The 23859-nt window shown below is 55.2% G+C and carries 21 protein-coding genes and 1 pseudogene; 16 read left to right on the top strand and 6 right to left on the bottom strand.

The features are described 5' to 3' along the window. Positions 1–116: 116 nt before the first annotated feature. A complete protein-coding gene (locus INT32_RS01690; protein WP_193086989.1) occupies positions 117–1037 on the bottom strand; it encodes a LysR family transcriptional regulator in 921 nt (306 codons plus the stop codon). 305 nt (positions 1038–1342) lie between these two features. On the opposite strand from INT32_RS01690, the gene metE reads away from it, so the two are divergent. The 12 genes from metE (at position 1343) to INT32_RS01630 (ending at position 15482) form a co-directional block, all read left to right on the top strand. Continuing rightward, positions 1343–3637, top strand: a complete 2295-nt coding sequence (gene metE / locus INT32_RS01685; RefSeq protein WP_193086988.1) for a 5-methyltetrahydropteroyltriglutamate--homocysteine S-methyltransferase — start codon at positions 1343–1345, stop codon at positions 3635–3637. A gap of 287 nt (positions 3638–3924) precedes the next feature. Next, positions 3925–4500 (top strand): DUF2889 domain-containing protein, encoded by a 576-nt coding sequence (locus INT32_RS01680; protein WP_193086987.1) that lies wholly within the window; start codon positions 3925–3927, stop codon positions 4498–4500. An 87-nt stretch (positions 4501–4587) separates the two neighbouring features. Continuing rightward, a complete protein-coding gene (gene sucC, locus INT32_RS01675) occupies positions 4588–5748 on the top strand; it encodes an ADP-forming succinate--CoA ligase subunit beta (RefSeq protein WP_193086986.1) in 1161 nt (386 codons plus the stop codon). Between the two features lie 14 nt (positions 5749–5762). Beyond that, a complete protein-coding gene (gene sucD / locus INT32_RS01670; RefSeq protein ID WP_014750504.1) occupies positions 5763–6644 on the top strand; it encodes a succinate--CoA ligase subunit alpha in 882 nt (293 codons plus the stop codon). A gap of 236 nt (positions 6645–6880) precedes the next feature. After that, complete coding sequence (locus INT32_RS01665) at positions 6881–7576, top strand: TerC family protein (RefSeq protein ID WP_193086985.1); 696 nt, start codon at positions 6881–6883, stop codon at positions 7574–7576. A gap of 258 nt (positions 7577–7834) precedes the next feature. After that, a complete protein-coding gene (locus tag INT32_RS01660) occupies positions 7835–8557 on the top strand; it encodes a TerC family protein (RefSeq protein WP_193086984.1) in 723 nt (240 codons plus the stop codon). A gap of 392 nt (positions 8558–8949) precedes the next feature. Continuing rightward, positions 8950–9906, top strand: coding sequence for a hydroxymethylbilane synthase (gene hemC, locus INT32_RS01655; RefSeq protein WP_193086983.1), 957 nt, complete (start codon positions 8950–8952; stop codon positions 9904–9906). A gap of 9 nt (positions 9907–9915) precedes the next feature. Continuing rightward, complete coding sequence (locus INT32_RS01650; RefSeq protein ID WP_193086982.1) at positions 9916–10731, top strand: uroporphyrinogen-III synthase; 816 nt, start codon at positions 9916–9918, stop codon at positions 10729–10731. Positions 10732–10824: 93 nt separating this feature from the next. Further along, a complete protein-coding gene (locus tag INT32_RS01645) occupies positions 10825–12669 on the top strand; it encodes a uroporphyrinogen-III C-methyltransferase (RefSeq protein ID WP_193086981.1) in 1845 nt (614 codons plus the stop codon). A gap of 3 nt (positions 12670–12672) precedes the next feature. Continuing rightward, on the top strand, positions 12673–14085 hold the full coding sequence (locus INT32_RS01640) for a heme biosynthesis HemY N-terminal domain-containing protein (protein ID WP_193086980.1): 1413 nt from the start codon (positions 12673–12675) through the stop codon (positions 14083–14085). Between the two features lie 24 nt (positions 14086–14109). Beyond that, positions 14110–14643: an inorganic diphosphatase gene (gene ppa, locus INT32_RS01635; RefSeq protein ID WP_193086979.1), complete on the top strand. Its 534-nt coding sequence runs from the start codon at positions 14110–14112 to the stop codon at positions 14641–14643. Positions 14644–14786: 143 nt separating this feature from the next. Continuing rightward, complete coding sequence (locus tag INT32_RS01630) at positions 14787–15482, top strand: fumarylacetoacetate hydrolase family protein (protein WP_193086978.1); 696 nt, start codon at positions 14787–14789, stop codon at positions 15480–15482. A 333-nt stretch (positions 15483–15815) separates the two neighbouring features. Here INT32_RS01630 and INT32_RS01625 read toward each other — a convergent pair whose 3' ends face one another. After that, positions 15816–16100, bottom strand: a complete 285-nt coding sequence (locus INT32_RS01625; RefSeq protein WP_193086977.1) for a hypothetical protein — start codon at positions 16098–16100, stop codon at positions 15816–15818. Between INT32_RS01625 and INT32_RS01620 the strand changes: the two genes are divergently transcribed. Both INT32_RS01620 and INT32_RS01615 read left to right on the top strand, forming a co-directional pair. Then, positions 16089–16322 carry a hypothetical protein gene (locus INT32_RS01620; protein ID WP_193086976.1) on the top strand — a complete coding sequence of 78 codons (234 nt, stop codon included), beginning with the start codon at positions 16089–16091 and terminating at the stop codon, positions 16320–16322. The genes INT32_RS01625 and INT32_RS01620 overlap by 12 nt on opposite strands. Positions 16323–16336: 14 nt before the next feature. Next, a complete protein-coding gene (locus INT32_RS01615; RefSeq protein WP_193086975.1) occupies positions 16337–16819 on the top strand; it encodes a DUF5339 family protein in 483 nt (160 codons plus the stop codon). Between the two features lie 184 nt (positions 16820–17003). Here the strand turns inward: INT32_RS01615 and INT32_RS22315 are convergent. From INT32_RS22315 to trxA, 4 genes and pseudogenes are all read right to left on the bottom strand, one after another. Further along, positions 17004–17099: pseudogene (locus tag INT32_RS22315) on the bottom strand (PsiF family protein); the annotation flags it as partial. Positions 17100–17110: 11 nt separating this feature from the next. Next, the gene (locus INT32_RS22310) at positions 17111–17236 is read right to left on the bottom strand and encodes a PsiF family protein (RefSeq protein ID WP_370540162.1); all 126 of its coding nucleotides are present in this window, start codon (positions 17234–17236) and stop codon (positions 17111–17113) included. A gap of 326 nt (positions 17237–17562) precedes the next feature. Then, positions 17563–18819: a transcription termination factor Rho gene (gene rho, locus INT32_RS01600; protein WP_128394322.1), complete on the bottom strand. Its 1257-nt coding sequence runs from the start codon at positions 18817–18819 to the stop codon at positions 17563–17565. 81 nt (positions 18820–18900) lie between these two features. Continuing rightward, positions 18901–19227 carry a thioredoxin gene (gene trxA / locus INT32_RS01595; RefSeq protein WP_193086972.1) on the bottom strand — a complete coding sequence of 109 codons (327 nt, stop codon included), beginning with the start codon at positions 19225–19227 and terminating at the stop codon, positions 18901–18903. Positions 19228–19523: 296 nt separating this feature from the next. Between trxA and INT32_RS01590 the strand changes: the two genes are divergently transcribed. Next, positions 19524–21530 (top strand): DNA topoisomerase IV subunit B, encoded by a 2007-nt coding sequence (locus tag INT32_RS01590; protein WP_193086971.1) that lies wholly within the window; start codon positions 19524–19526, stop codon positions 21528–21530. After that, complete coding sequence (gene parC / locus INT32_RS01585) at positions 21530–23857, top strand: DNA topoisomerase IV subunit A (RefSeq protein WP_193086970.1); 2328 nt, start codon at positions 21530–21532, stop codon at positions 23855–23857. The genes INT32_RS01590 and parC overlap by 1 nt, the downstream gene beginning before the upstream one ends. Positions 23858–23859: the final 2 nt, after the last annotated feature.

Raw genomic sequence — 23859 nt, 5'->3', positions numbered from 1 at the left:
GTTTTTGCGCATAGCAATATTTTTTCCCTAATGGAAATATATATCCATGGTGCTACGGTTTGCAACCCACAAATCCATTTGCGTATGCATTTAACAACTATGGGCTCTCCAGACCGTCAGGAAGCCATACGAATGCCCGCCAAATGCTTGAACGAGATTTCCCTGGCCAGTTCCACAAACGCCTGAATATAGGGGGTTTGGCGGTCTTCGGTGCGGATGGCCGCATACAGCGTGCGCCAGATGCCGGGCGCTTCTCCCAAATGCACGATTTTGAGCCAGTCCTGCGCCTGATACTCGGTGAGCGCCCAGTTCGGTAACGCCGCCACACCGCGGTTGCTGTTGACCAGTTGGATAATCATCGGGGTCAGTTCCGACTTGCGTATGGACGCTGGTTCCACGCCTGCAGGATCCAGGAACGCGGTGAAAATATCCAGGCGTTCTTCTTCCACGGGATAGGTAATCAGGACCTGGTTGCCCAGATCTGCCGGCTTGATAAAGCGCTTGCGGGCCAGAGGATTATCTGCGGCCACCGCCAGTACAAGTTCATATTTGAATAGCGCCACATACTCTACCGATTCATTCGGTACGGGATCCGAGGTGATGACCAGATCCAGATCACCACGCATCAGGGCGGGAATGGGCGCGAAGGAAAAGGCAGCGGACAGATCCAGTGAAATGTCCTGCCATTGCAAGCGAAAGGCATCCAGCGTGGGCATCAGCCATTGGAAACAGGAGTGACATTCAATGGCCAGGTACAGGCGGCCCGTGCTGCCTGCTGCCAGCTTCTGCATTTCGCGTTCGGCGCTGCGTATGCGCGGCAGGACGTCGTCGGCCAGCGTCAGCAGGCGTAATGCAGCAGTGGTGAAACGGGCAGGGCGTGTGCGGCGATTCAGCAAGTTCAGATTGAGCCTGCTTTCCAGTTCGCGGATCTGGTGCGAGAGCGCCGATTGCGTCACCGACAGGCGTTCGGCGGCATCCTGCAGGTTGCCTGCTTCACGAATGGCGGTCAGCGTTTCAAGATGTTTAATTTCAATCATGGTAATTATTGCTTGCGTGAGACTTCTTCATTAATGCCTGAATGGTATCAAGAAAGCTTCAATCCGACGCCGTTCGCGGTGACTTCATTGCTTATAAGTATATCTGCTCATGAAATAACGTTAAAAATCAGACAACTATCTTTAAGTATGAATTTTTCTAATATTACATCAATGAATTTGAGCTGTCCTCATTTTCCAGGCGCGGCACAATCTGCCTACTGACTTAATCAGCTCTCATGCGAGGCCACTTCACTCCGGGATCGGAAATGGACGTGGCTGTTGAATATTATTAATAGAGATTACACATGGCATTGACACACAACCTGGGTTTTCCGCGCATTGGCGTAAAACGGGAATTGAAAAAAGCGCTGGAGGCGTATTGGGCGGGGCAGTCGACCGAAAAGGAATTGATCGAGACGGGCAGACAGTTGCGCGAGCGGCACTGGGCAATCCAGCAAGCTGCGGGTAATGCTTTCGTGACGGTTGGCGATTTCGCCTGGTATGACCATATTCTTGAGTGGTCAACCGCGCTGGGCGTTGTGCCGCCACGCTTCAACCATCCGAAGAATGCACCGGTCGATCTGGATACGCTGTTCAGAATGGCACGTGGCCGCGCGCCCAGTGGTGAACCGGCAGCCGCATGTGAAATGACTAAATGGTTCGATACCAATTATCACTATATTGTTCCGGAGCTGGCTGCCGATCAGACATTTTCCCTGGCGCGTTCGTGCCTGTTTGACCAAGTTGCCCAGGCTCAGGCATTGGGCCACAAGGTCAAGCCGGTGATTCCCGGCCTGCTGACCTATCTGTGGCTGAGCAAGGGTGAATCGTTTTCCAGCGCAGAAGATGAGCGCAAACTGGCGCTGGTTCCGCAGCTTCTCCAGATATACAAGCAGGTGCTCACACGCCTGGCCGAACAGGGTGTGCAATGGGTGCAGGTAGACGAATCGGCATTGGTGCTGGATCTGCCACCGGCCTGGCAAGATGCCTACCGGCAGGTGTACGCAGCACTGGCCACAACGCCGGTGAAAATTCTGCTGGCAACCTATTTTGGCGATGTAGCCGACAATATGGAACTGGTATCCTCGCTCGCCGTGGCAGGGGTGCACTTTGACCTGGTTCGCGGTCCGCAGCAACTGGCTCGCGTGCTGCCTGCCTGGCCGGTCGATCGCGTGCTGTCAGCCGGCATCATCAGTGGTCGCGATGTATGGCGCACCGATCTGGATCAGGCCGCCGCTTTGGTCGGACCGGCATTGGCACAACTGGGCGAACGGCTGTGGCTGGCGCCGGCGTCATCGCTGTTGCATGTTCCGGTAGACCTGGCCGAGGAAACCCAGCTGGACGAAGAAATAATAAGCTGGCTGTCTTTTGCCGTACAAAAGCTTGACGAGTTGAGTCTGCTGGCTGCGACATTGAACGGTACGGTTACCGAAGCGCAGGCGGCTGCGCTTGCCCGCCAGCGCGCTGCGCTGGCCGACCGCAAAGTGTCGCGTCGGATTCACAATCCGGCGGTCACCGATCGTGTGGCTGGTGCAGCGTCGGTTGCGCGTGAGCGTGCCCCCTTTGCCGAGCGCATAAGTAAACAGCGCGAGGCGCTGGGCCTGCCTGATTTTCCCACGACCACCATTGGTTCCTTCCCGCAAACGCCGGAGATTCGCAAGGTGCGCCGCGACTGGAAGGCCGGTGCCCTGAGCGATACCAAATATGAAGAAGCCATTCGCCAGGAAATTCGCGAAGTGGTCAGGTTTCAGGAAGAAGCCGGCCTGGATGTCCTGGTCCACGGGGAGCCCGAGCGCAACGACATGGTGGAGTATTTCGGCGAGCTGCTGGCCGGTTTTGCGTTCACGCAGAATGGCTGGGTGCAGAGCTACGGCTCCCGTTGTGTCAAGCCACCCATCATTTACGGGGATGTCGCTCGTCTGATTCCAATGACGGTAGAGTGGACTGCCTTTGCTCAGTCGCTGACCGACAAGCCCATGAAAGGGATGCTGACCGGTCCGGTCACGGTGCTGCAATGGTCTTTTGTGCGTGACGACCAGCCGCGCCAGGCAACATGCCTGCAATTGGCGCTGGCGCTGCGCGACGAAGTCCAGGATCTGGAAAAAGCTGGCATCCGGGTCATTCAGATTGACGAACCTGCTTTTCGCGAGGGCCTGCCATTGCGCAAGGCAGATTGGCAAGCCTATTTGGACTGGGCGGTCGATTGCTTCAGGGTCAGCACCTCGGGCGTACAGGACACAACGCAGATCCACACGCATATGTGTTACTCGGAGTTTAACGACATTATCGAATCCATTGCCGCAATGGATGCCGATGTGATTACGATTGAAACATCCCGTTCGAACATGGAGCTACTCGAAGCGTTTGAACGCTTTAACTATCCGAACGATATCGGACCCGGCGTTTATGATATTCACTCGCCCAACGTCCCGGATCGGCAGTGGATGATCCAACTGATGAACAAGGCGGCCAGCCGTCTGGATCGCAAGCAGTTGTGGGTCAATCCCGATTGCGGGCTGAAAACCCGTCAGTGGCCCGAGACGCGCAGCGCACTGATCGAGATGGTCAACGCCGCACAGGCATTGCGCGCTGCGGTTTAAATGCATATCGCGGTTTACATTCATACCGCGTTGTGAAGTGAATGCCGCGTTGTGATTTGAGCGCGAGCTTTTTACCAACCTTTTCCACGGAGATTTCGGCTTGCCGCTACTCCGTGGTTTTTTTATCCGGTGTCGCTCGTGTCTGTGCGCGTTTGCTCCAGCGCACTTTATGCTGATTTTGCTTTGCAGCAAAATTTCGCAAATACGGCCTTTTTGTGGGCGGGCGCACAAGGGAGTACGCTATACTTTATCGGTTTACTGACCAATTACTCCTCAATCGTTCGAACATGTCTCTGGGTTCTTCGGCACGCAAGCCAATTCACACCCGCCGTATCACCATGGATGCCTATCTCCGGGAGGATTCCCTGTGGGAGCTTGAAGCGCATCTGGTCGATGTCAAAGCGTATGACTTTCCTACTAAAGTCGGTGCAATGCACCTGGCAGGCGACCCGGTGCACGATATGACAATCGTTCTGCTGGTCACGCCAGAGGGAATGATCTCCGATGTTCGGGCTAAATATCAGGCAGCACCTTACGATTCTGCCTGTATGGCCATTGAAGAGGCCTACCGTGGCCTGGTCGGGCTGCATCTGCTGCGCCAGTTCCGGGCGGCGGTACGTGACCGCTTCGGTCGTGTCGATGGCTGTACGCATATGTCCGAGCTGGTGGTGCTGCTGCCTACGGTCTTTGTACAGAGCTTGTCGGCACAGCGCCGCGAGCATGCAGAGAAAACCGGGAAAAAGCCGTTCCAGCTGGAAGGATGCCACGCGCTGGCGCTCACTTCTCCGGTGGTCAGGGAATTTTATCCGGAGTGGTATGTCAACTCGCAAGATGGTGGTAAACGGCGGGTCAGGCAGTCATGATCGTTGTACAGGCTTCAAATAGTCTCATTTCGTGTGCTCGCGCAACGCTGAGCATTTGTTTTTTTATCCTACGCTAATAGGTAATACATGAAGATCCATGAGTATCAAGGCAAAGAGCTGCTGAAAAAATTCGGCGTGACGGTGCCTCGCGGCATCCCCGCATTTTCCGTAGATGAGGCGGTTGCTGCCGCAGAGAAGCTCGGTGGCCCGGTTTGGGTTGTCAAGGCGCAGATTCATGCAGGCGGCCGCGGCAAGGGCGGTGGCGTGAAACTGGCAAAGTCCATTGACGAAGTGCGCCAGCTGGCTTCCGAAATCCTGGGTATGCAACTGGTTACCCATCAGACCGGCGCTGCGGGTCAGAAAGTGAACCGTCTGCTCGTTGAAGAAGGCGCGGATATCAAGAAAGAATATTACGTCGGCATTGTGACCGATCGCAATAGCCAGCGCGTATGCGTCATGGCATCCAGCGAAGGCGGCATGGATGTTGAGGAAGTGGCAGAAAAAACACCGGAAAAAATCCTGAAAGTATTTGTTGACCCAGCCCAGGGCTTTACCGATGACGAAGCGCGGGAACTGGCGCGTGGTATTGGCGTACCCGAAGCGTCGGTCGAGAAGGCTGCCGTCGAATTCCAGAAACTGTACAAGGCGTACTGGGATACCGACTCCTCCCTGGCTGAAATCAACCCGCTGATCCTGACCGGTTCAGGCGATATCGTCGCACTTGATGCCAAATTCAATTTTGATTCGAATGCATTGTTCCGCCACCCTGAAATCGTTGAATATCGCGATCTGGACGAAGAAGATCCTGCCGAAATCGAAGCCAGCAAGTTTGACCTGGCCTACATTCAACTGGATGGCAACATCGGTTGCCTGGTAAATGGTGCCGGCCTGGCCATGGCCACCATGGATACGATCAAGCTGTTTGGTGGAGAACCCGCCAACTTCCTGGATGTAGGTGGTGGCGCGACCGCTGAAAAGGTCACCGAAGCATTCAAGATCATGCTCAAAAACAAGGAAGTCAAGGCGATTCTTGTGAACATTTTTGGTGGCATCATGCGCTGCGATGTTATCGCCGAAGGCGTTATCGCTGCCTGCAAAGCCGTTAACCTCTCGGTCCCTCTGGTTGTACGCATGAAGGGTACCAATGAAGAGATGGGCAAAAAAATGCTCGCCGAGTCCGGACTGCCAATCATCAGCGCCGATACCATGGCTGAAGCCGCGACCAAAGTCGTAGCCGCCGTTAAGTAAGCAAGGAATTTTTCATGTCAATTCTGATCAATAAAGACTCCAAAGTCATCACTCAGGGTATTACCGGCAAAACCGGTCAGTTCCACACACGTATGTGCCGCGATTACGCCAATGGTAAAGAAGCCTTTGTGGCTGGCGTCAATCCCAAACGCGCAGGCGAGGATTTCGAAGGCGTGCCTATTTACGCTTCCGTCAAGGATGCAAAGGCGCAAACCGGCGCAAATGTGTCTGTTATCTATGTTCCACCGGCAGGGGCTGCCGATGCGATCTGGGAAGCGGTAGAGGCAGACCTGGATCTGGTTATCTGCATTACAGAAGGTATTCCTGTTCGCGATATGCTGGCCGTTCGCAACCGTATGCGCCAGGAAAACAAGAAAACGCTGCTGCTGGGCCCGAACTGCCCCGGTCTGATCACTCCCGATGAGCTCAAGATCGGCATTATGCCAGCGCACATCTGCAAAAAAGGCCGCATCGGCGTGGTCAGCCGCTCAGGCACACTCACTTACGAAGCGGTTGCCCAGTTGACCGAACTTGGTCTGGGACAGTCGAGTGCCGTCGGTATTGGTGGTGACCCGATCAACGGGCTCAAGCACATTGATATCCTCAAAATGTTCAATGAAGATCCTGAAACAGACGCGGTAGTCATGATTGGCGAGATTGGTGGACCTGACGAAGTCAATGCCGCTGAATGGGCCAAAGACAATATGACAAAGCCGATCGTTGGCTTTATCGCGGGTGTGACAGCACCCCCAGGAAAACGCATGGGCCACGCCGGTGCACTGATCTCCGGCGGCGCCGATACGGCAGATGCCAAGCTGGAAATCATGGAAGCTTGCGGTATTCGCACCACGCGCAATCCGTCTGAAATGGGCAAATTGCTCAAATCAGTACTGTAAGTTCCCTCTATGGCTTATCGCTCAATCCGGGCGATAGCTGCTGAAACGCCCCTGAAAATCACAACTGTGTTTATGTGATTTCAGGGGCGCTTTCTTTTGATACGTGTTCCAAAGTCAGGGCACTGTCAGCAAAGATTCATAGAATGATGGCACGAATAAAAAGTACCCGCGGCAATGTCGCGGGTGACAACACCGACAGCGTTTTCTCATTTTAAAGTCTCTTTGAAAGGTTCACTATGGATATAGGTTCTTCGGCATTCTGGCTCGCCCTGCTTGAAATTGTGTGGGTAAATATTCTGCTGTCGGGTGACAACGCGGTGGTTATCGCTCTGGCGGCCCGCACGTTGCCGGAAAATCAGCAGAAAAAGGCAATTGTGATCGGCTCGGGCGCGGCCATCGTAATGAGGATTATTCTCACACTGGTCGCAGCCAAACTGCTGATGCTTCCTTATCTGAAAATCATCGGCGCCGTGCTGCTGGTCTATATCGGCGTTTCTCTGGTCAACTCGGATGACGAGCAGGGCGGGCATGAAAAGTCCCATGCCACTCTGATGAGCGCGATTCGAACCATTCTGGTTGCTGATCTGGTAATGAGCCTGGATAACGTAGTTGCGGTTGCTGCTGCAGCCCATGGCGATACCACGCTGCTGGTCATCGGCCTCGCACTGAGTATTCCGCTTGTAATTTTCGGCAGTACCTTGCTGCTGAGCGTCATTGAAAAGTTTCCGCTCATCGTATGGCTGGGCGCGGCGCTGCTCGGCTATATTGCAGGTGAAATGTTTGTCGGCGATCCTGTGATTGAGCCCCGTACCGAGAGCTGGGCGGCGCTGGCGCACATGACGCACCATCAACTGGCCGTTACCATGGGTATTGCAGGTGCACTTCTAGTTGTTGTGCTGGGCAAAATTTTTGTGGCTCGTACAAAAAACTGACGTAGCACTGAACACTCTGTTTTATAATTGCTCGCAGTCTGGAGCAGGAAAGGGCGCTCAAGTGCCCTTTTTTTATACCTTCTCGCCAATCACACCGAGCCGTAGCTGATTGGGTGGTCGAGCAGGTCGTGTCCATTGTGTTGCCGCGCGCCCAATGCGCGGCGCGATACGATGCAGGTGCCGGCACATCAGAGGGCATTCGGCAGTCGCCAGGCCCACCTGCATATCATACAAATCTAACAGAGGTGATCTTTCATTATGCTTGAGTTTTTTCAGACCCTGAGCTGGACCGCAATATTCCAGATTATTCTCATTGACATACTTTTAGGTGGTGACAACGCCGTCATCATTGCCTTGGCATGCCGCAATCTGGAAAAAGCGCAACGCATGAAGGGCATTCTTTGGGGCACTTTCGGTGCCATCATTATGCGGGTGATCCTGATTGCATTTGCCCTAAAGTTGCTGGAGATTCCTTATCTGAAAATTGTAGGTGGCGCATTGCTGATCTGGATCGGCATTAAGCTGCTGATTCCCGAAGAGGATGAGCATGGTAATGTGTCCGGGGGCACTTCAGTGTGGACCGCGGTCAAAACCATCCTGATTGCCGACTTTGTCATGAGCCTGGACAATGTCATTGCCATCGCCGCTGCTGCACAGAAAACCACGCCAGGCCATGAAGTGGCCTATGTGGCCTTCGGTCTGATTGTCAGCGTGCCAATTATTATCTGGGGCAGCACCCTCGTGCTCAAGCTGATCGACAAGTATCCGTTGGTGATTACGCTGGGTGCAGGTCTGTTGGGCTGGCTGGCCGGCGGCATGTTGATTACTGACGTATTTACCGAAAGAACATTCTTCAATGGCGGACCAGCACCGCAAACTGTTAAGATTGCGGTAGAAGTCATTGGCATAATTCTGGTTGTTGGTCTGGGTAAATGGCTGGCTTCCCGCAAGGGCAAGTCGCAGGTAACTGAAACGCACTAACCCGAGTTGACCGATAGTCCGAGACAACCCGGATGCTGTCCTGATCCGGTTGCGCCGGAAGGCAACCCCGCCAGGCTTTTCGCCCCGGCGGGGTTTGTTGTTTTACATGTCCGCAGACGCCAGGTCTGCCACTCGTATGAAGGTCTGACACTATGGAAGAAAAACCCAAACGCAGTATCTTGCAAGGTCTGCTTATTCTGGCGGTAATCGGTATAGCCGTTACCGTAGCCATTAACTATTTGCGTTAGCGCAGGGGGGCCAAAGGCCCGACACCCGTGCTCCTGGCCATGTGTTGGGTGGGCGCCGGCCAGGTTGTGCCCATTGCTTCTGGCCATGACTGCCCGCCTTTTCCCCTGATTCGTGATTTTAAATATATTTAGCAGGAACCCCGCGTGACCGAACTTAAAAAACTGACCATCGCAACCCGTGCGAGCCGCCTTGCCCTTTGGCAGGCGCATCACGTTCGTGAACTGCTCCTGGCCCATTACCCGCAGTTGCAGGTCGAACTTCTGGAACTGACCACAAAGGGCGACCAGATTCTGGATCGTACATTGTCAAAGATAGGTGGCAAGGGGCTGTTTATCAAGGAACTGGAAGCAGCGTTGGTAGACGGCAGGGCAGACCTGGCCGTGCACTCGCTCAAAGATGTGCCAGTTGATCTGCAGTCTCCTTTTGCACTGGCGGCGATCCTGGAACGGGCCGATCCGACCGACGCCTTTGTATCGTCCACCTATCATCAACTTAGCCAATTGCCGGCTGGCGCCGTGGTTGGCACATCCAGCCTGCGCCGTGAATCGCAGATTCGGGCGGCCTATCCATCTCTGGTGGTCAAGCCTCTGCGCGGCAACCTGGACACCCGTTTGTCCAAGCTAGATAACGGCGATTATGATGCCATCGTACTGGCCACTGCGGGGTTGCAGCGTCTGGGACTCGGTGACCGCATTGCATCGCGACTGGACGTCTCCGAGAGTTTGCCCGCAGCGGGGCAGGGAGCGCTGGGTATTGAGGTGCTGGAAGCGCGCACGGAGCTGCTGGAGATCCTGGCCGACCTGGCCAATCCGGCAACCACCGCCTGTGTCACGGCGGAGCGGGCCGTATCCAGGACGCTGGGCGGATCCTGCCAGGTGCCGATTGCTGCCTACGCTACACTGACAGACAATGCAGTCACGCTCAACGCGCTGGTGGCAACGCCCGACGGCTCGCGAGTATTGCGTAGTACCCGGACATCCAGTGCCGAAGGCGCCGATCAGTTGGGGGTTGAGGTGGCGCAAGCGCTTCGGGAGCAGGGTGCCGACGAGATACTGGCGGCACTGCACGAGGCATCACAGAACGACGCCGACAAGGCGTGAGCCCAGGTCGTGCACCATTCGCGCGCAACGGTCGTTCTCACACGACCACAAGGAAAAAACCAGGCGCTGCAACTGCGTTTTGAACAGGCAGGGTTGCGCGTTGCCACACTGCCGGCCCTAACGTTGCAGCCAATCGCCGTCACAGACCCGGTTCCTGATCCAGCCACATTTGATCTGATATTTTTTGTCAGTGGTTTTGCAGTCGATCGCTTTTTTGATCTGTTGGCTGAACAAGGCATGCGATGGCCGCAAGGGCAGCGTGCCGGCTGCGTGGGCCCGGGAACCGTCCAGGCGCTGCAACACCAGGGCGTTGCACAACAGCAGATCCTGTGTCCTGTCGGCGATCAGCCCTACGACTCCAGTGGTTTTTTGGCACGGTTGAAGGCCAGTGCCGTTTTTGCGTGCCTCAGCTCGGTGCTGATTGTGTGTGGCACCACAGGCAACCCGTGGCTTGCCCGGCAATTGCAGGAACTATCGCTTCAAGTCAAGCGCCTGCCCTTGTATAGGCGGGATGCCAGGCAATGGGATAGGCAGCAGCAGCGCCAAATGAGCAGCCTGCTTGCCGATCCGATGGAAAAAAAATATGTCGTGCTGACCAGCCCTCAGGGGATAGAGGCGTTTGTCGATAATCTGGCCACGGCCCAGATAGACCCGGATCCGCTTGCCGAATCTACGACCTTTGTGGTCACCCATGAAGGACAGGTCGATAGTCTGAAGCATGCCTGGCAGCAAAAACTGCCAGCAGGGAACGCCGGCACACTGCGCATCGTACGGGCATTGCCGCAGGAAGACGCAATTTTCCACATCGTTACAATCTCGGATTAAAAGCCTGCTGTAATCCACTACAATGTACAAATCTTTCACGAACGTATCGCCAAGCGGTGTATTGGTTTTCTGGATAGTAAGGAATTGAAAAACATGGAAAAAAAACAGGACGACGCGCGAAATACGGAAAATGAAAAAAAACCGGAAGCGGCTGGCCATCACGCGCAGCAAGGGAGCGCAGCGCCGGATACAGTGACGGATGCAGAGCTGGCAAAAGAGAACACCACGGCTGAGAAAACGGCAGCGCATGTTGGCAAGGCCGATACGACAGCTGGGGAAAAGCCTGTTTCTGGAGCTGCAGGTGGCGCCATTCCTCCCCTTGAGACGGGCAAGAACGATAGCAATGCAGGTAAAGGCACCAAAGGGCCATTGATTGCGGCGCTTGTGGTCGTGGCGGCCATCGCCGCTGGCGGTTACTACTACGCTCAGAATAATCAGTCCGAGCTCGAAAGCGGCAGTCAGACTTCCAGCGAGTCTGACTCTTCCACACCTGCAGAGGCGCCGACATCCGGGGCCGCGCAACCGGACCAGACGCCTGCCGCAGATGCTACATCAGATTCATCAGATTCTTCACAATCAGACGCAGCGGGCAATGCAGAATCGGCCCAGAGTGCCGATACAACGCCAGTCACGACAAGTGGCGATGCCCAGGTTGATGCAGACGTTGCAGGAGAGGGTGCGTCGCCTGGCGATTCTGCGACGACTGCTCAGGATGAGGCAAGCGGCAGCAACAGCAGTACGCCCATGGGTCCGACAGCAAGCAATAGCGAACCAACGCAGCCGGGGGCTGAGGCCGCCGGTAACTCAACGGCGCAATCATCCAGTACTGTGACCACAGAGAACACATCCAGCGATGCGTCGGTCGATGCGACAGACACAGCTGGCGCTTCAGAACAAGATACTGCTACTACGCCCACGTCCGCCGCAGGCACGCCGGCAACGGCCGTAGATGCGCCTCATGCGTCCGGTGCCCCATCCGCCGCAGGGTCAGGCACGGGCGGTTTTACCGGTTCATTGCCGGCCGACATTCGCGATCAGCTTGATCGGCAGTCGGCACAGATTATTGCGCTGCGCGATCAGCTGGAGTCTTCACAAAAGCAACTGCAGCAGCTGCAAACAACCCGTTTGCAAGCCTCGCGTGATGAGACAACCCTGTTTGTGGTCAATGACGTGAGTCGTCTAGTCACCATGGCACAGAATGAGCTTGCTATCGCCGGCAACCTTGAAAATGCCTTGGCTTCGCTGGAAACAGCAATCAAGGCCATAGATCAGGCTGATGCGCCGGTGCTGGCAGGGTTGCGTGGCGCTTTGGCGGCCGATATCGTTACCCTGAAGTCTGCGCCTGCCATTGGCGTGGATGCGCAATTTACCCAAGTAGCGGCATTGTCCGAAAAAATTGATGCGCTGCCAATGCTGGCTCCCGATCAGGCGGGAGCCAAACCCATGGCCGGACAGCCTTCGGAGGTGACTTCCCCTGCGGGAGGCGCGAACGATACGAACGCGGTCGCATCCTCGGATGTCTGGTATGAGCGTGCCTGGAACGAGGTGAAAACCTGGCCGGTTGCTGCCTGGGAAGGCTTGCGTTCCGATCTTGGCGGGATTGTGCGAGTGGAAAAGCTGGCCGATCCGAATCAAATGTTGCTCACGGTTGATCAGGCCGCCCAGTTGCGGACAAATCTGAAGCAGCATTTGCATTTTGCCCAGCAGGCATTGCTCAATAGACAGCAGGGTATTTGGACTTCATCGCTTGAAACCGTCGTCAACGGTGTCAGACAAAGTTTCAATCAGGATTCGGTTGAGACGCAACAGGTGCTGGGCCAGCTTCAGCAACTGCTCAAGGCTGGTGTCAGGCAGCAGTTACCGCCCATTACGCAGAGCGTGAAGGCGGTTCAGGAAACCCGCAAGCAGCTTAAATCCATGAATCCCGGACAGGAGTAATGCATGCGAACCAGTTTGAAATTACTCGTCCTGTTTGCTGTTGCTGTTGCTGCCGCACTCTTGTTGCGTGATTCCAGCGGCTATTTCATGGTTGTGACCGGCGATGAGCGCCGTACGGTGTCGCTGGCTTCTGGCCTGGTCTTCATTGTCATTGCCTTTTTCGTTTTTTACCTCATCTTTCGTTTTATCGGTGTTCTAATGGATGCGCCAACGCGATGGCGCAACTGGAATCAGCGCCGGCACACTCGCAAGGACTATGATCTGCTGGAGCGGGGCTGGGTCGAATTGCTGGAAGGGCGAAGCAGCCCGGCGGAAAAGGATTTGACCCGCCTGCTCAATCGCAGTCGTGACAGTGGCAGGCAGGCGCTGGCCAGTCTGGCGGCGGCCAAGGCGGCGCACAACCAGTCGCGCTATGCCGAACGGGATGCGTTGCTTCTGACTGCACAGTCCAAGGCGCAGGGTAACCCCAGGATGCAGGATGCCGCCACTACCATCCGTGCGGAAATGCTGCTGGAGCAAGGCGAATCCAAACAGGCGCTGGCATTGCTCGAGCCACTGGCAAAAGCTGGAGGTGCCAATCAGGACCATATCCAGAAACTGCTGTTGCGCGGTTACAAGCAAATTGGTAACCAGGATAAATTGCTGCAGGTAGCGCGTGCGCTGAACAGGAAAGGAACCATCGATAGTTTCGAAGGCCAGCGTCTCATTGAGCATGCCGGCGCGGCGGTCATGAAAGCGACCACCCGGGATAGTTGGGCCAATACCTGGAAGTCATTCAGCACGGCTGAAAAGGCCATGCCACTGATCGCGCTGGCTGCTGCCGAGAAAGCGCAGGCCGCCGGCCATCCCGACACTGCCGGGCAAATACTGGAAGCCTCGTTGCGGGAACATATTGACCCGCGACTGCTTAATGCCTATGTCCAGTGCCCGGCCGAACAGGTCAATGCACGCCTGACCAAAGCGCAGCAATGGCTCGAGAAAGACGAAAATAATCCTGATCTGCTCAATGCGCTCGGTTTCTTATGCCTGGCCGCGCAGTTGTGGGGACAGGCCGAACGTTATCTGACACGTAGCCTGAAGTTGCGTGAAGATCCACGCACGCACACTTTGCTTGGTGCGCTCTACGACCGCTTGGGCAAGCCTGCCGAGGCAGTCAAGCACTGGCGTTTTGCCTCGGCCTCCATCTCCATGCTGCCCACAGTCGCTGGAGAAAAATACCTGCCTGCGGCGGATACGCGAATGGATCCAGACGGCCCGCCTGACCGCAAGCGTGCCGAACAGCAAATTGAGCAGGAGCGCGCAGATGAGGCGTCCGAGAAAACGATCTATGCCAAACGGCCGGAAGCCGATGATGAGTACTTTGACAGTGCACCCATCCCCGGTATCAGGACGGATGAATTGAATGAAAAATCGTAACCACAGTAACCAGAAGAGTTGACTATGAGCTTGAAAAATGTCCCGGCCGGTTCCAAGACGCCGGAAGAATTCAATGTTGTAATTGAAATTCCGATGAATGCCGATCCGGTTAAATACGAAGTGGATAAAGACACCGGGGCGGTGTTTGTAGATCGCTTCATGATGACGGCCATGCACTACCCGTGCAACTATGGCTATATTCCGGACACACTGTCTGATGATGGAGATCCGGTCGATGTGCTGGTCATGACGCCGTTTCCTGTTGCGGTCGGATCGGTTATCAAATGCCGCGCCCTGGGCGTGTTGCAAATGGATGATGAAGCCGGTGGTGACGCCAAATTGCTGGCCCGCCCGGTCGACAAGCTCTACCCTCCCTATAGCAACTTGAATGCGCATACTGATTTGCCAGAGCAGGACCTGCAGCGCATTCAACACTTTTTCGAGCATTACAAAGATCTTGAAAAAGGCAAGTGGGTCAAGATCAAAGGCTGGGAGGGGATCGAAGCGGCGCATACGGAGATAACCAGCAGTATCGAGCGATTCCAGAAAGGTAAATAATCCGCTGGTTTCCAACGACTTTTAAAAAGGGCACGGCAGTACACGACCGGGCCCTTTTTTTGATGGCGAGCACAAAGCGATTCACGCTAGCCTGCCGCAACGTTCTATTGATCATGATAACCAAGACCATTTAAGAGACTGCTATGACATATGTATTTCCTGCCCCCGAGATTGTTTCCCTTGCTGTCGCAGGTAGCGATGCGCGCTTTCCGGTGCGCCGTGTTTACTGCGTAGGACGCAATTACGCCGAGCATGCAAAGGAAATGGGTTTTACAGGCCGTGAAGATCCTTTCTTTTTCTGCAAGCCAGCTGATGCATTGCTGCCTGTCTCCGACGGTCAGACAGGGCAAATGCCGTATCCTTCCAAAACGGCCAACCTGCATTATGAAATGGAATTGGTCGTCGCTATTGGTAAAGGAGGCAAGGACGTGTCGGTAGAGCAGGCGGCGCAGATGGTTTTCGGTTATGCACTGGGCCTGGACATGACTCGTCGCGATTTGCAGGGCGAGGCCAAGAAGCAGGGCAGGCCCTGGGAAGTGGGCAAGGCCTTCGATCTGTCGGGTCCGATCGGACCTGTACATCCGGCGGCGATGGTCAAGGGCATTGACTCGGCTGCCATCTCGCTGGATGTCAATGGCCAGACTCGTCAGCGCAGCACAATTGCGTCGCTGATCTGGTCTATTCCTGAATCCATTGCCTATTTGTCGGGATTGTTTGAGCTGCAACCTGGCGATCTGATTTTCTCTGGCACGCCGGAAGGGGTGGGCGCGGTCACGGTCGGCGATGAATTGGTCGGCAAAGTGGACGGGCTGGGCCAGTTGAATGTACGCATCGTCTGATCGTCGTAGTAGTCGTTCCTGCCGCAAAAAACGCGCGGCCAGGAATGACATACGCCTCTTTCGCGAACGCAGGTGCCTGCTGAAAGCCACTTTCAGTCGCATCTGCACATAATCAGGCTGCCTGTTGCCGGTGCAAAACGTTAAATATTAAGACATCGGCAAAGCGCATTATTCAGCCTTTTGCAAGCCAAATCAAGCAGATAGCCAAATTGATCGCGGCCCAAAAAATTGCAAATGTTACAAATACAAGCACTTTATAGTCGTTCTGTAATGACCTTTGGCGTGAAAGTGCGAATAATGGTTTGTACTGATTTCGCAATTCAAATAAAGAGGTTAAGTCATGAAATTCAATACGACACGATCAATGGTTTTGACAGCGGTATTCGCTGGCTTGTTAGGTCTGGCCGGATGCGACAACGGTGGCGATTCGACTGAGCCCAAAGCGCCGGGAACAACGTCGGAAGCGCCGGCAGCACCGGCTCCGGCGGCTGAACCAGCCGCGCCAGCCGATTCCACTACCACACCAGCGCCGTCTGGCGAAGCGCCTGCCTCAGGCGAAGCACCTGCCTCTGGTGGCAGCCAGCCACAATAAGACGAGGAGATATCATGAAACTTCATACGATACGCTCAGCGGCCTTGGCGGCGACTCTGGCAGGCTTGTTGGGATTGGCCGGATGCGACAACGGTGCAGATTCGTCAGCACCGGAAACACCGCCGGCATCATCCGAAGCGCCGGCCACATCGGCACCTGCTGCTGAGCCTGCAGCGCCTGCTGATTCCGGCACAACACCTGCGCCTGCTGGCGAGGCGCCGGCTTCTGGCGGCAGCCAGCCACAATAACTGAAAGGGAACGCATGAATTTGAATACGACACGTTCCGCGATTCTGGTTGCTGTGATGGCAGGATTGTTCGGTCTGGCTGGTTGCGATAAGGGAGCCGATTCCACGACGCCCGAAACGCCAGCGGCGACGTCCGAAGCGCCTGCCACTTCCGCACCGGCTGCAGAACCGGCTGCACCGGCAGAATCCTCAACCGCACCAGCCGATGCGGATGCGGCACCGGGGGCCGAGTCTTCATCCACTTCGGGTGAGGCACCGGCTCCGGCTGCCGACGCTTCTGCCAGTGCTGACAGCAGTCTGCCGCAAACTTGCCAGGATTACTTCAAAAAAGCCGAGGACATGGTTGTGAAGGCAGGTGGATCTGCTGAGCAGATGAAGCAGATGCTTGATGAGCAGCGCTCGCAAATGGCTGCCATCGATGATCAGGCGCAGCTGGAGTCCAGTTGCAAACAGGCGTTGGATATGCTGGATCAGCAGCAGCAACAAATGCCACAATAAATTCTGCAGGTATCCCTCTGGGGCTTGCGACGCTAAAATAACGATGGAGTTTTTGCGAAATCTCTCCATCATGATTACTCTCTCTGGGCGACTCGACAATAACATTGTTGGTCGCTTTTTTTTATCAAAAAACGGCAGCGGCTGTGATGCGCGTGGCTGTTGTGCTTGCGGTCGCGACTTGGCGTCAGGACTTTTTCAGGCAACTACTTAGAAAGGATCTACGCGCCTCACCAATCAGGGATTGGGCTTTTGCATCCCAGTTGCAATTGGCCATCGGCTGCTGCGAACTGGTTAAAGACTAGCTGCCTGCTTTTGCTGTGATTGCTCGGGCATTCCTGCATAAAGCGCTTGCGAGCGTCTTTCTGCCGATTTTTTTGTTTTGGCCTCTGCGTTGCAGGTTGTCATGCGACTTTGCAGGCTGTTTTATTTTTTCGCCGGTGCTGCGGTTTGCGCCAGGCCGGTCGTGCACAACAGGCTTGCAGCGATCGCTGCAGCGCAGGTTAATTTGCTGATTTTGTTCATTTTCATTCCTTGTGAACAGGATAAAAAAACGGCATTATCGGGTAGTCATGCTGGCGCATCGCATACGCACAAGCCATAAAATCTGGCGAGCAAATTTTCGCAAATTCCGGTTCAGACATTGGCTCAATGCGTGGAAAATTGCAGTGCTGTCGTCTCTGCGCGAATGACCAAAAAAATACCTTCGCAGCCGAAGGTATTTTTTCATCAGGAATGCAGGTTGTTTATTTTTTCATCATATCGAAGAACTGGTCATTGTTTTTCGTGGATTTGATCTTGTCCAGAATGAATTCCATTGACTCGACTTCGTCCATATCGTGAATGAATTTGCGCAGTACCCAGACGCGTTGCAGTTTCTCTGGCTTCATCAGCAGTTCTTCACGGCGGGTGCCTGATTTGTTCAGATTGATAGCGGGGTAAATCCGTTTTTCTGCCAGGCGGCGTTCAAGATGAACCTCGCAGTTGCCAGTGCCCTTGAATTCTTCATAAATGACTTCATCCATGCGGCTGCCGGTTTCAATCAAGGCGGTACCGATAATCGTCAGGGAACCGCCTTCCTCTATATTCCGGGCTGCACCAAAGAACCGTTTGGGGCGTTGCAGCGCATTGGCGTCAACACCGCCGGTCAGGACCTTGCCTGAAGAGGGCACGACGGTATTGTAGGCGCGGGCCAGACGGGTGATGGAGTCCAGCACAATGACCACGTCTTTTTTCAGCTCGACCAGACGTTTGGCCTTTTCGATAACCATTTCGGCAACCTGTACGTGACGGGTGGCCGGCTCATCGAAAGTAGAGGCGACCACCTCACCGCGCACGGTACGGGTCATCTCTGTCACTTCTTCGGGACGCTCATCAACCAGCAGGACGATCAGTGTCGCATCGGGATAGTTGGTGGTAATGGAATGCGCGATATGCTGCATCATGACCGTTTTACCCGACTTCGGGCTGGCGACGATCAGGGCGCGCTGGCCTTTGCCGATGGGTGAAAAAATATCCAGGATACGGCCGGTGTTGTTTTCTTCGCTTTTGATGTCGCGTTCAAGAATCAGGGGGTCGTCCGGGTGCAGAGGCGTCAGGTTCTCGAACATGATGCGGTGTTTCATCAGTTCCGGAGATACGCCATTGACGTTTTCCACTTTGACCAGGGCAAAATAGCGTTCGCCGTCTTTGGGCACACGTACTTCACCTTCGATCGAGTCACCTGTGTGAAGATTGAAGCGGCGGATTTGCGAAGGGGAAATGTAGATGTCGTCGGTGCTGGCGAGGTAGGAGGTTTCGGGGGAGCGAAGAAAGCCAAAGCCATCGGGCAGTACTTCCAGCACACCATCGCCGAAGATTTGTTCCCCCATTTTTGCGCGACGCTTCATGATGGCAAACATCAATTCCTGCTTGCGGAAGCGGTTGGCGTTTTCGATTTCCAGGCCAGCAGCCATTTCGAGCAGCTGCGACACATGCAGTGCCTTTAATTCATTAAGGTGCATTATTTATTAGTAAGGATAGATAAGGATTGAAATAAGAGTCATGGCGGCGGGCTGACGAATGAGCCCGCGCGAAAAAATAACTTAAATGGATTCGTCAATGAACCCGGTAAGCTGGGTTTTGTTGACTGCGCCGACTTTGGTCGCCACAGCTTCGCCGTTTTTGAAAAGCATCAGTGTTGGAATGCCGCGAATGCCGAACTTGGCAGCGACTTCCGGGTGGTCCTGGACGTCGACCTTGACTACCTGGATACGGCCTTCGTAGTCGCGGGATGCCTCTTCCAGCAGCGGAGCAATCGCCTTGCACGGGCCACACCAGGGGGCCCAGTAGTCTACCAGCACCGGCAGCTCCGACTTGAGCACTTCGGCTTCAAATGATTTCTCGGTTGCGTGTTTGATCAGATCGCTCATAATGTTTCAGGTGACAGTGGTCAAGGATAATCGGAAATGGAATATAACGTATTTGGGATGCCTCGATTTGAGGTCGATCAAAGCGGATAGGTTTGATGTGAGCTGCAACGGAATGGATTTTTCAGTTTGAATTCCGAAGCCGGCGTATGAAGCCCGGGCCAGTCAAGGAAAGGATACTCCTGAAAGGCAAACAGCAGCCAAATGCGTCTGTGGTTAAATGTAAGAATACCATTTATCGATAAAGATTGTCGAAAAGCGTGATTATTAGGCGACAAAAAACGCCTTGAGCACGTAAAATGTCTGTTTTTTTGAACAGTATTGAGAAACACGTGGCCGCCAAGCAAAGCTATGACGAAGCATCAATCCGAGTCCTCAAGGGCCTGGAGCCCGTGCGCGAGCGCCCGGGCATGTACACCCGCACGGAAAATCCGCTGCATATTATTCAGGAAGTGATCGACAACGCTGCCGACGAATCCCTGGCGGGTTTCGGCAGACAGATTACCGTTACGGTCAATACAGACAGCAGTATAACGGTCGAAGACGACGGACGAGGCATTCCCGTCGGTATGCACCCCGAGGAGAAAGCGCCGGTTGTTGAAATTGTCTTTACCCGGCTGCATGCCGGTGGCAAGTTCGATAAGAAAGCCGGCGGCGCTTATGCATTCTCGGGCGGTCTGCATGGCGTGGGGGTGTCCGTGACCAATGCGCTGTCAACCCGAATGGAAGTGACCGTCTGGCGCGACAGTAGTGAGTACCAGCTGGTATTTGCCAAAGGTGGTGTGGTAGAGGCCCCGTTGACCCGGCTGGGCGATGCCGTTCCACGCAAGAAAACCGGCACACGGGTGCGCATCTGGCCTGATCCCAAATATTTTGATACCGCCCAGATTCCAATGAACGAGCTGCTGCGTTTGCTGCGCAGCAAGGCCGTGCTCATGCCCGGCGTCACCGTTGTCCTGAATAATGAAAAAACCGGCGAACAGAAAAAATGGCTGTATGAGCGCGGGCTGACCGGCTATCTGACCGAATCGCTGGCGGGGGAAGAGTTGCTGGTGCCGGTGTTTGCCGATAGTCAGTATGCAGATAAGTCGCATGAGTATTTTGCCGATGGCGAGGGTGCAGAATGGGCCGTAGCCTGGACTGCCGAAGGGCAGGTGGTGCGCGAATCCTATGTCAACCTGATTCCCACCTCGGCAGGCGGCACGCACGAAGCCGGCTTGCGTGAAGGCTTGTATACGGCGCTCAAGAGTTTCATCGAAATGCACAATCTGCTGCCCAAAGGCATCAAGCTGCTACCCGAAGACGTTTTCTCCCGGGCCAGTTTCGTGCTCTCGGCCAAGGTGCTGGATCCGCAGTTCCAGGGGCAGATTAAAGAGCGACTGAACAACCGCGATGCCGTCAGGCTGGTTGGCGGTTTTGCCAAAACCTCGTTTGAATTGCGTCTCAATAGTAATGTGGAAGCCGGCAGAAAACTGGCCGAGCTGGCTATCCGCCAGGCACAGGTGCGCACCCGTTCTGCGCAGAAAGTGGAAAAGCGCAAGAGTTCGGGTGTTGCGGTCCTGCCGGGCAAGCTGACCGATTGTGAATCGTCCGACAGTACCCGCACCGAAGTGTTCCTGGTCGAGGGCGATTCTGCGGGCGGCTCTGCGAAGATGGGCCGTAATAAGGAATTTCAGGCAGTCCTGCCGCTGCGAGGCAAGGTGCTCAATGCATGGGAAGTGGAAAAAGATCGCCTGTTTGCCAACAACGAGATTCACGACATCGCCGTTGCCATTGGCGTAGACCCGCATGGCGCCAATGACAATCCAGACCTTTCCGGGCTGCGCTATCGGCGTATCTGCATTCTTTCCGATGCCGACGTTGACGGCTCGCACATTCAGGTGCTGTTGCTCACGTTGTTCTATCGTCATTTCCCAAGACTGGTGGAAAACGGCTTTGTATTTATTGCCAAGCCGCCATTGTTCAGGGTGGACGTCCCGGCCCAGGGCAAGCGCCCGGCGCGCAAGTTGTATTGCCTGGATGAATCGGAACTGGAGGCCATCCAGGACAAGTTGGTGCAGAAGGATGGCGTGAAACCTGCCAGCCTGGGTATCAGCCGCTTTAAAGGCTTGGGCGAAATGAGTGCTGAACAGCTGTGGGAAACGACAATGAATCCGGACACCCGGCGTTTGCTGCCCGTGGGGTATGGCGAACTGACGTCCGAAGAGACGAAAAAAATGTTCAATATGCTGATGGGTAAAGGTGAGTCTGCGCAGCGACGCAGTTGGCTCGAAGACAAAGGTAATTTAGCGGAAGTGGATGTGTAATGAGTGATCAAGACCAGACGGACCTGTTTGAAGCAGCGCCTCCCGAAGACGAAACCATCACCCTGGGTTTGTATGCCGAGCAGGCGTATCTGGACTATGCGGTATCTGTCGTGCGCGGGCGGGCCTTGCCCGACGTGGGCGACGGACAAAAGCCCGTGCAGCGGCGCATTTTGTATTCGATGAGTGAAATGGGCCTGCGCGCCGGCGCCAAGCCGGTCAAGTCGGCCAGGGTTGTCGGCGATGTGCTGGGCAAGTTTCACCCGCATGGCGACCAGGCTGCGTATGACGCGTTGGTGCGGATGGCCCAGGATTTCACCTTGCGCTATCCGCTTATTGATGGCCAGGGCAATTTCGGCTCGCGCGACGGCGATGGCGCTGCAGCCATGCGATATACCGAAGCGCGCTTGACGCCCATAGCGGATGTGCTGCTCGGTGAAATTGATGAGGGCACGGTAGACTTCGTTCCCAATTACGATGGCAGCCAGCAGGAGCCGCAAATGTTGCCTGCGCGCCTGCCTGTCATGCTGCTCAATGGTGCCTCGGGTATTGCTGTGGGAATGGCAACTGAAATTCCTTCGCATAATCTGCAGGAAGTGGCGGTTGCCGCTCTGGGTTTGTTGCGTCATCCGCGCATGAGCGATGAAGAGCTGTATACGCTGATCCCTGGACCGGATTTTGCCGGCGGCGCGCAGATCATTACACCGGCCAGCGATATCGCGGCCATCTATTCATCAGGTCGTGGCTCGCTCAAGGCGCGAGCGCGCTGGGAATTTGAAGAGATGGCGCGTGGACAGTGGCAACTGGTTATCACGGAACTGCCGCCCAATACCTCGGGCCAGAAAGTGCTGGAGGAAATTGAGGAGATCACCAATCCCAAGGTGCGGACAGGCAAGAAAGCGCTGACACCCGATCAGCAGGCAAACAAGTCTGCCATGCTGGGAATGCTTGATGCCGTGCGCGATGAGTCCGGACGGGAAGCGGCGGTGCGACTGGTTTTCGAGCCCAAGTCCTCGCGCATTGATCGCAACGAATTTGTCAATCTGCTGCTGGCTCAGACTAGCATGGAAGGCACGGTATCGGTCAACCTGGTCTGCATTGGTATCGACGGCCGTCCGCGGCAACGCAATTTGCGTACCGTGCTTGAGGAATGGCTGCAGTTCCGTACCCAGACGGTTACCCGACGTACGCGATACCGTCTGGATAAGGTCATTGATCGCATCCATGTGCTGGAAGGCCGCATGCTGGTGTATCTGAACGTGGATGAAGTGATCCAGACCATACGCGAGTCCGACGAACCGCGCGCGGCCCTGATGGAACGATTTTCACTGACGGAAAGACAGGCCGAAGATATTCTTGAAATGCGGCTGCGCCAGTTGGCAAAGCTCGAAGGGTTCAAGATTGAGCAGGAACTCAATGACAAGCGTGATGAAGAGAAAAAACTGCAGGAGCTGCTGGACAACCCGTCGGTGCTCAAGCGGATGATTGGCAAGGAAATTGAAGCCGATGCCAAAAAATACGGTGACCCGCGCCGCACAATTATCCAGGAGGCCGAAAGAGCTGTACTGGAAACCCGTATCGTGCAGGAGCCTGTTACCGTCATCGTGTCGGAAAAGGGCTGGTTGCGTTCGCGTCAGGGTCATGGTCATGACCACACTCAGTTCGGCTTCAAAACCGGCGATCGCATGTATGCAGCCTACGAATGCCAGAGCACCGATACCTTGATCGCGCTGGGCAGCAACGGCCGCGTCTATTCCGTAGCAGTGTCTACGCTTCCGTCGGCGCGGGGGGATGGCCAGCCCATCACCAGCATGGTCGATCTGGAGCGCGGCACCCAGGTTACCCAGTTTATCGCGGGTGCCGCAGACAGTCGCTGGTTGCTTATGCAAAGCAACGGGTTGGGCTTTACCGCAAAACTGTCGAATATGATCAGCCGTCAGAAAGCCGGCAAGCAGTTCGTCACGGTCGAGGCCGAGCAGCATTTGCTGCGCCCCATACCGGTGTTCAATAATAGTACCCATCTGGCGATGTATACCGCCAAAGGGAAAATCCTGATCGTTGGCCTGGGCGAAGTGAAATCGCTTGCAGGCGGCGGCCGAGGAACCCAATTGATGACGCTTGACGCCAGCGACAGTCTGGCCCAGATCATTCCCGTGGGCGAGGGCGGCATCATGGTGTCGGGCATCTATCGCAACAAACAGACCGAGGATACGCTATCGTTGCAGGCGCTGGCCGAGTACATTGGCAAACGTGCCCGCAAGGGACGCCTATTCGTGGTGCGCATGAAAAACATTACATTGTTGCCGGTCATGGCAGCAAACAAGGAGTAGAG

This window comes from Advenella sp. FME57, from assembly GCF_014897675.1.
GTDB lineage: Bacteria > Pseudomonadota > Gammaproteobacteria > Burkholderiales > Burkholderiaceae_B > Advenella.
This window is presented reverse-complemented; position numbering and strand designations above follow the sequence as displayed.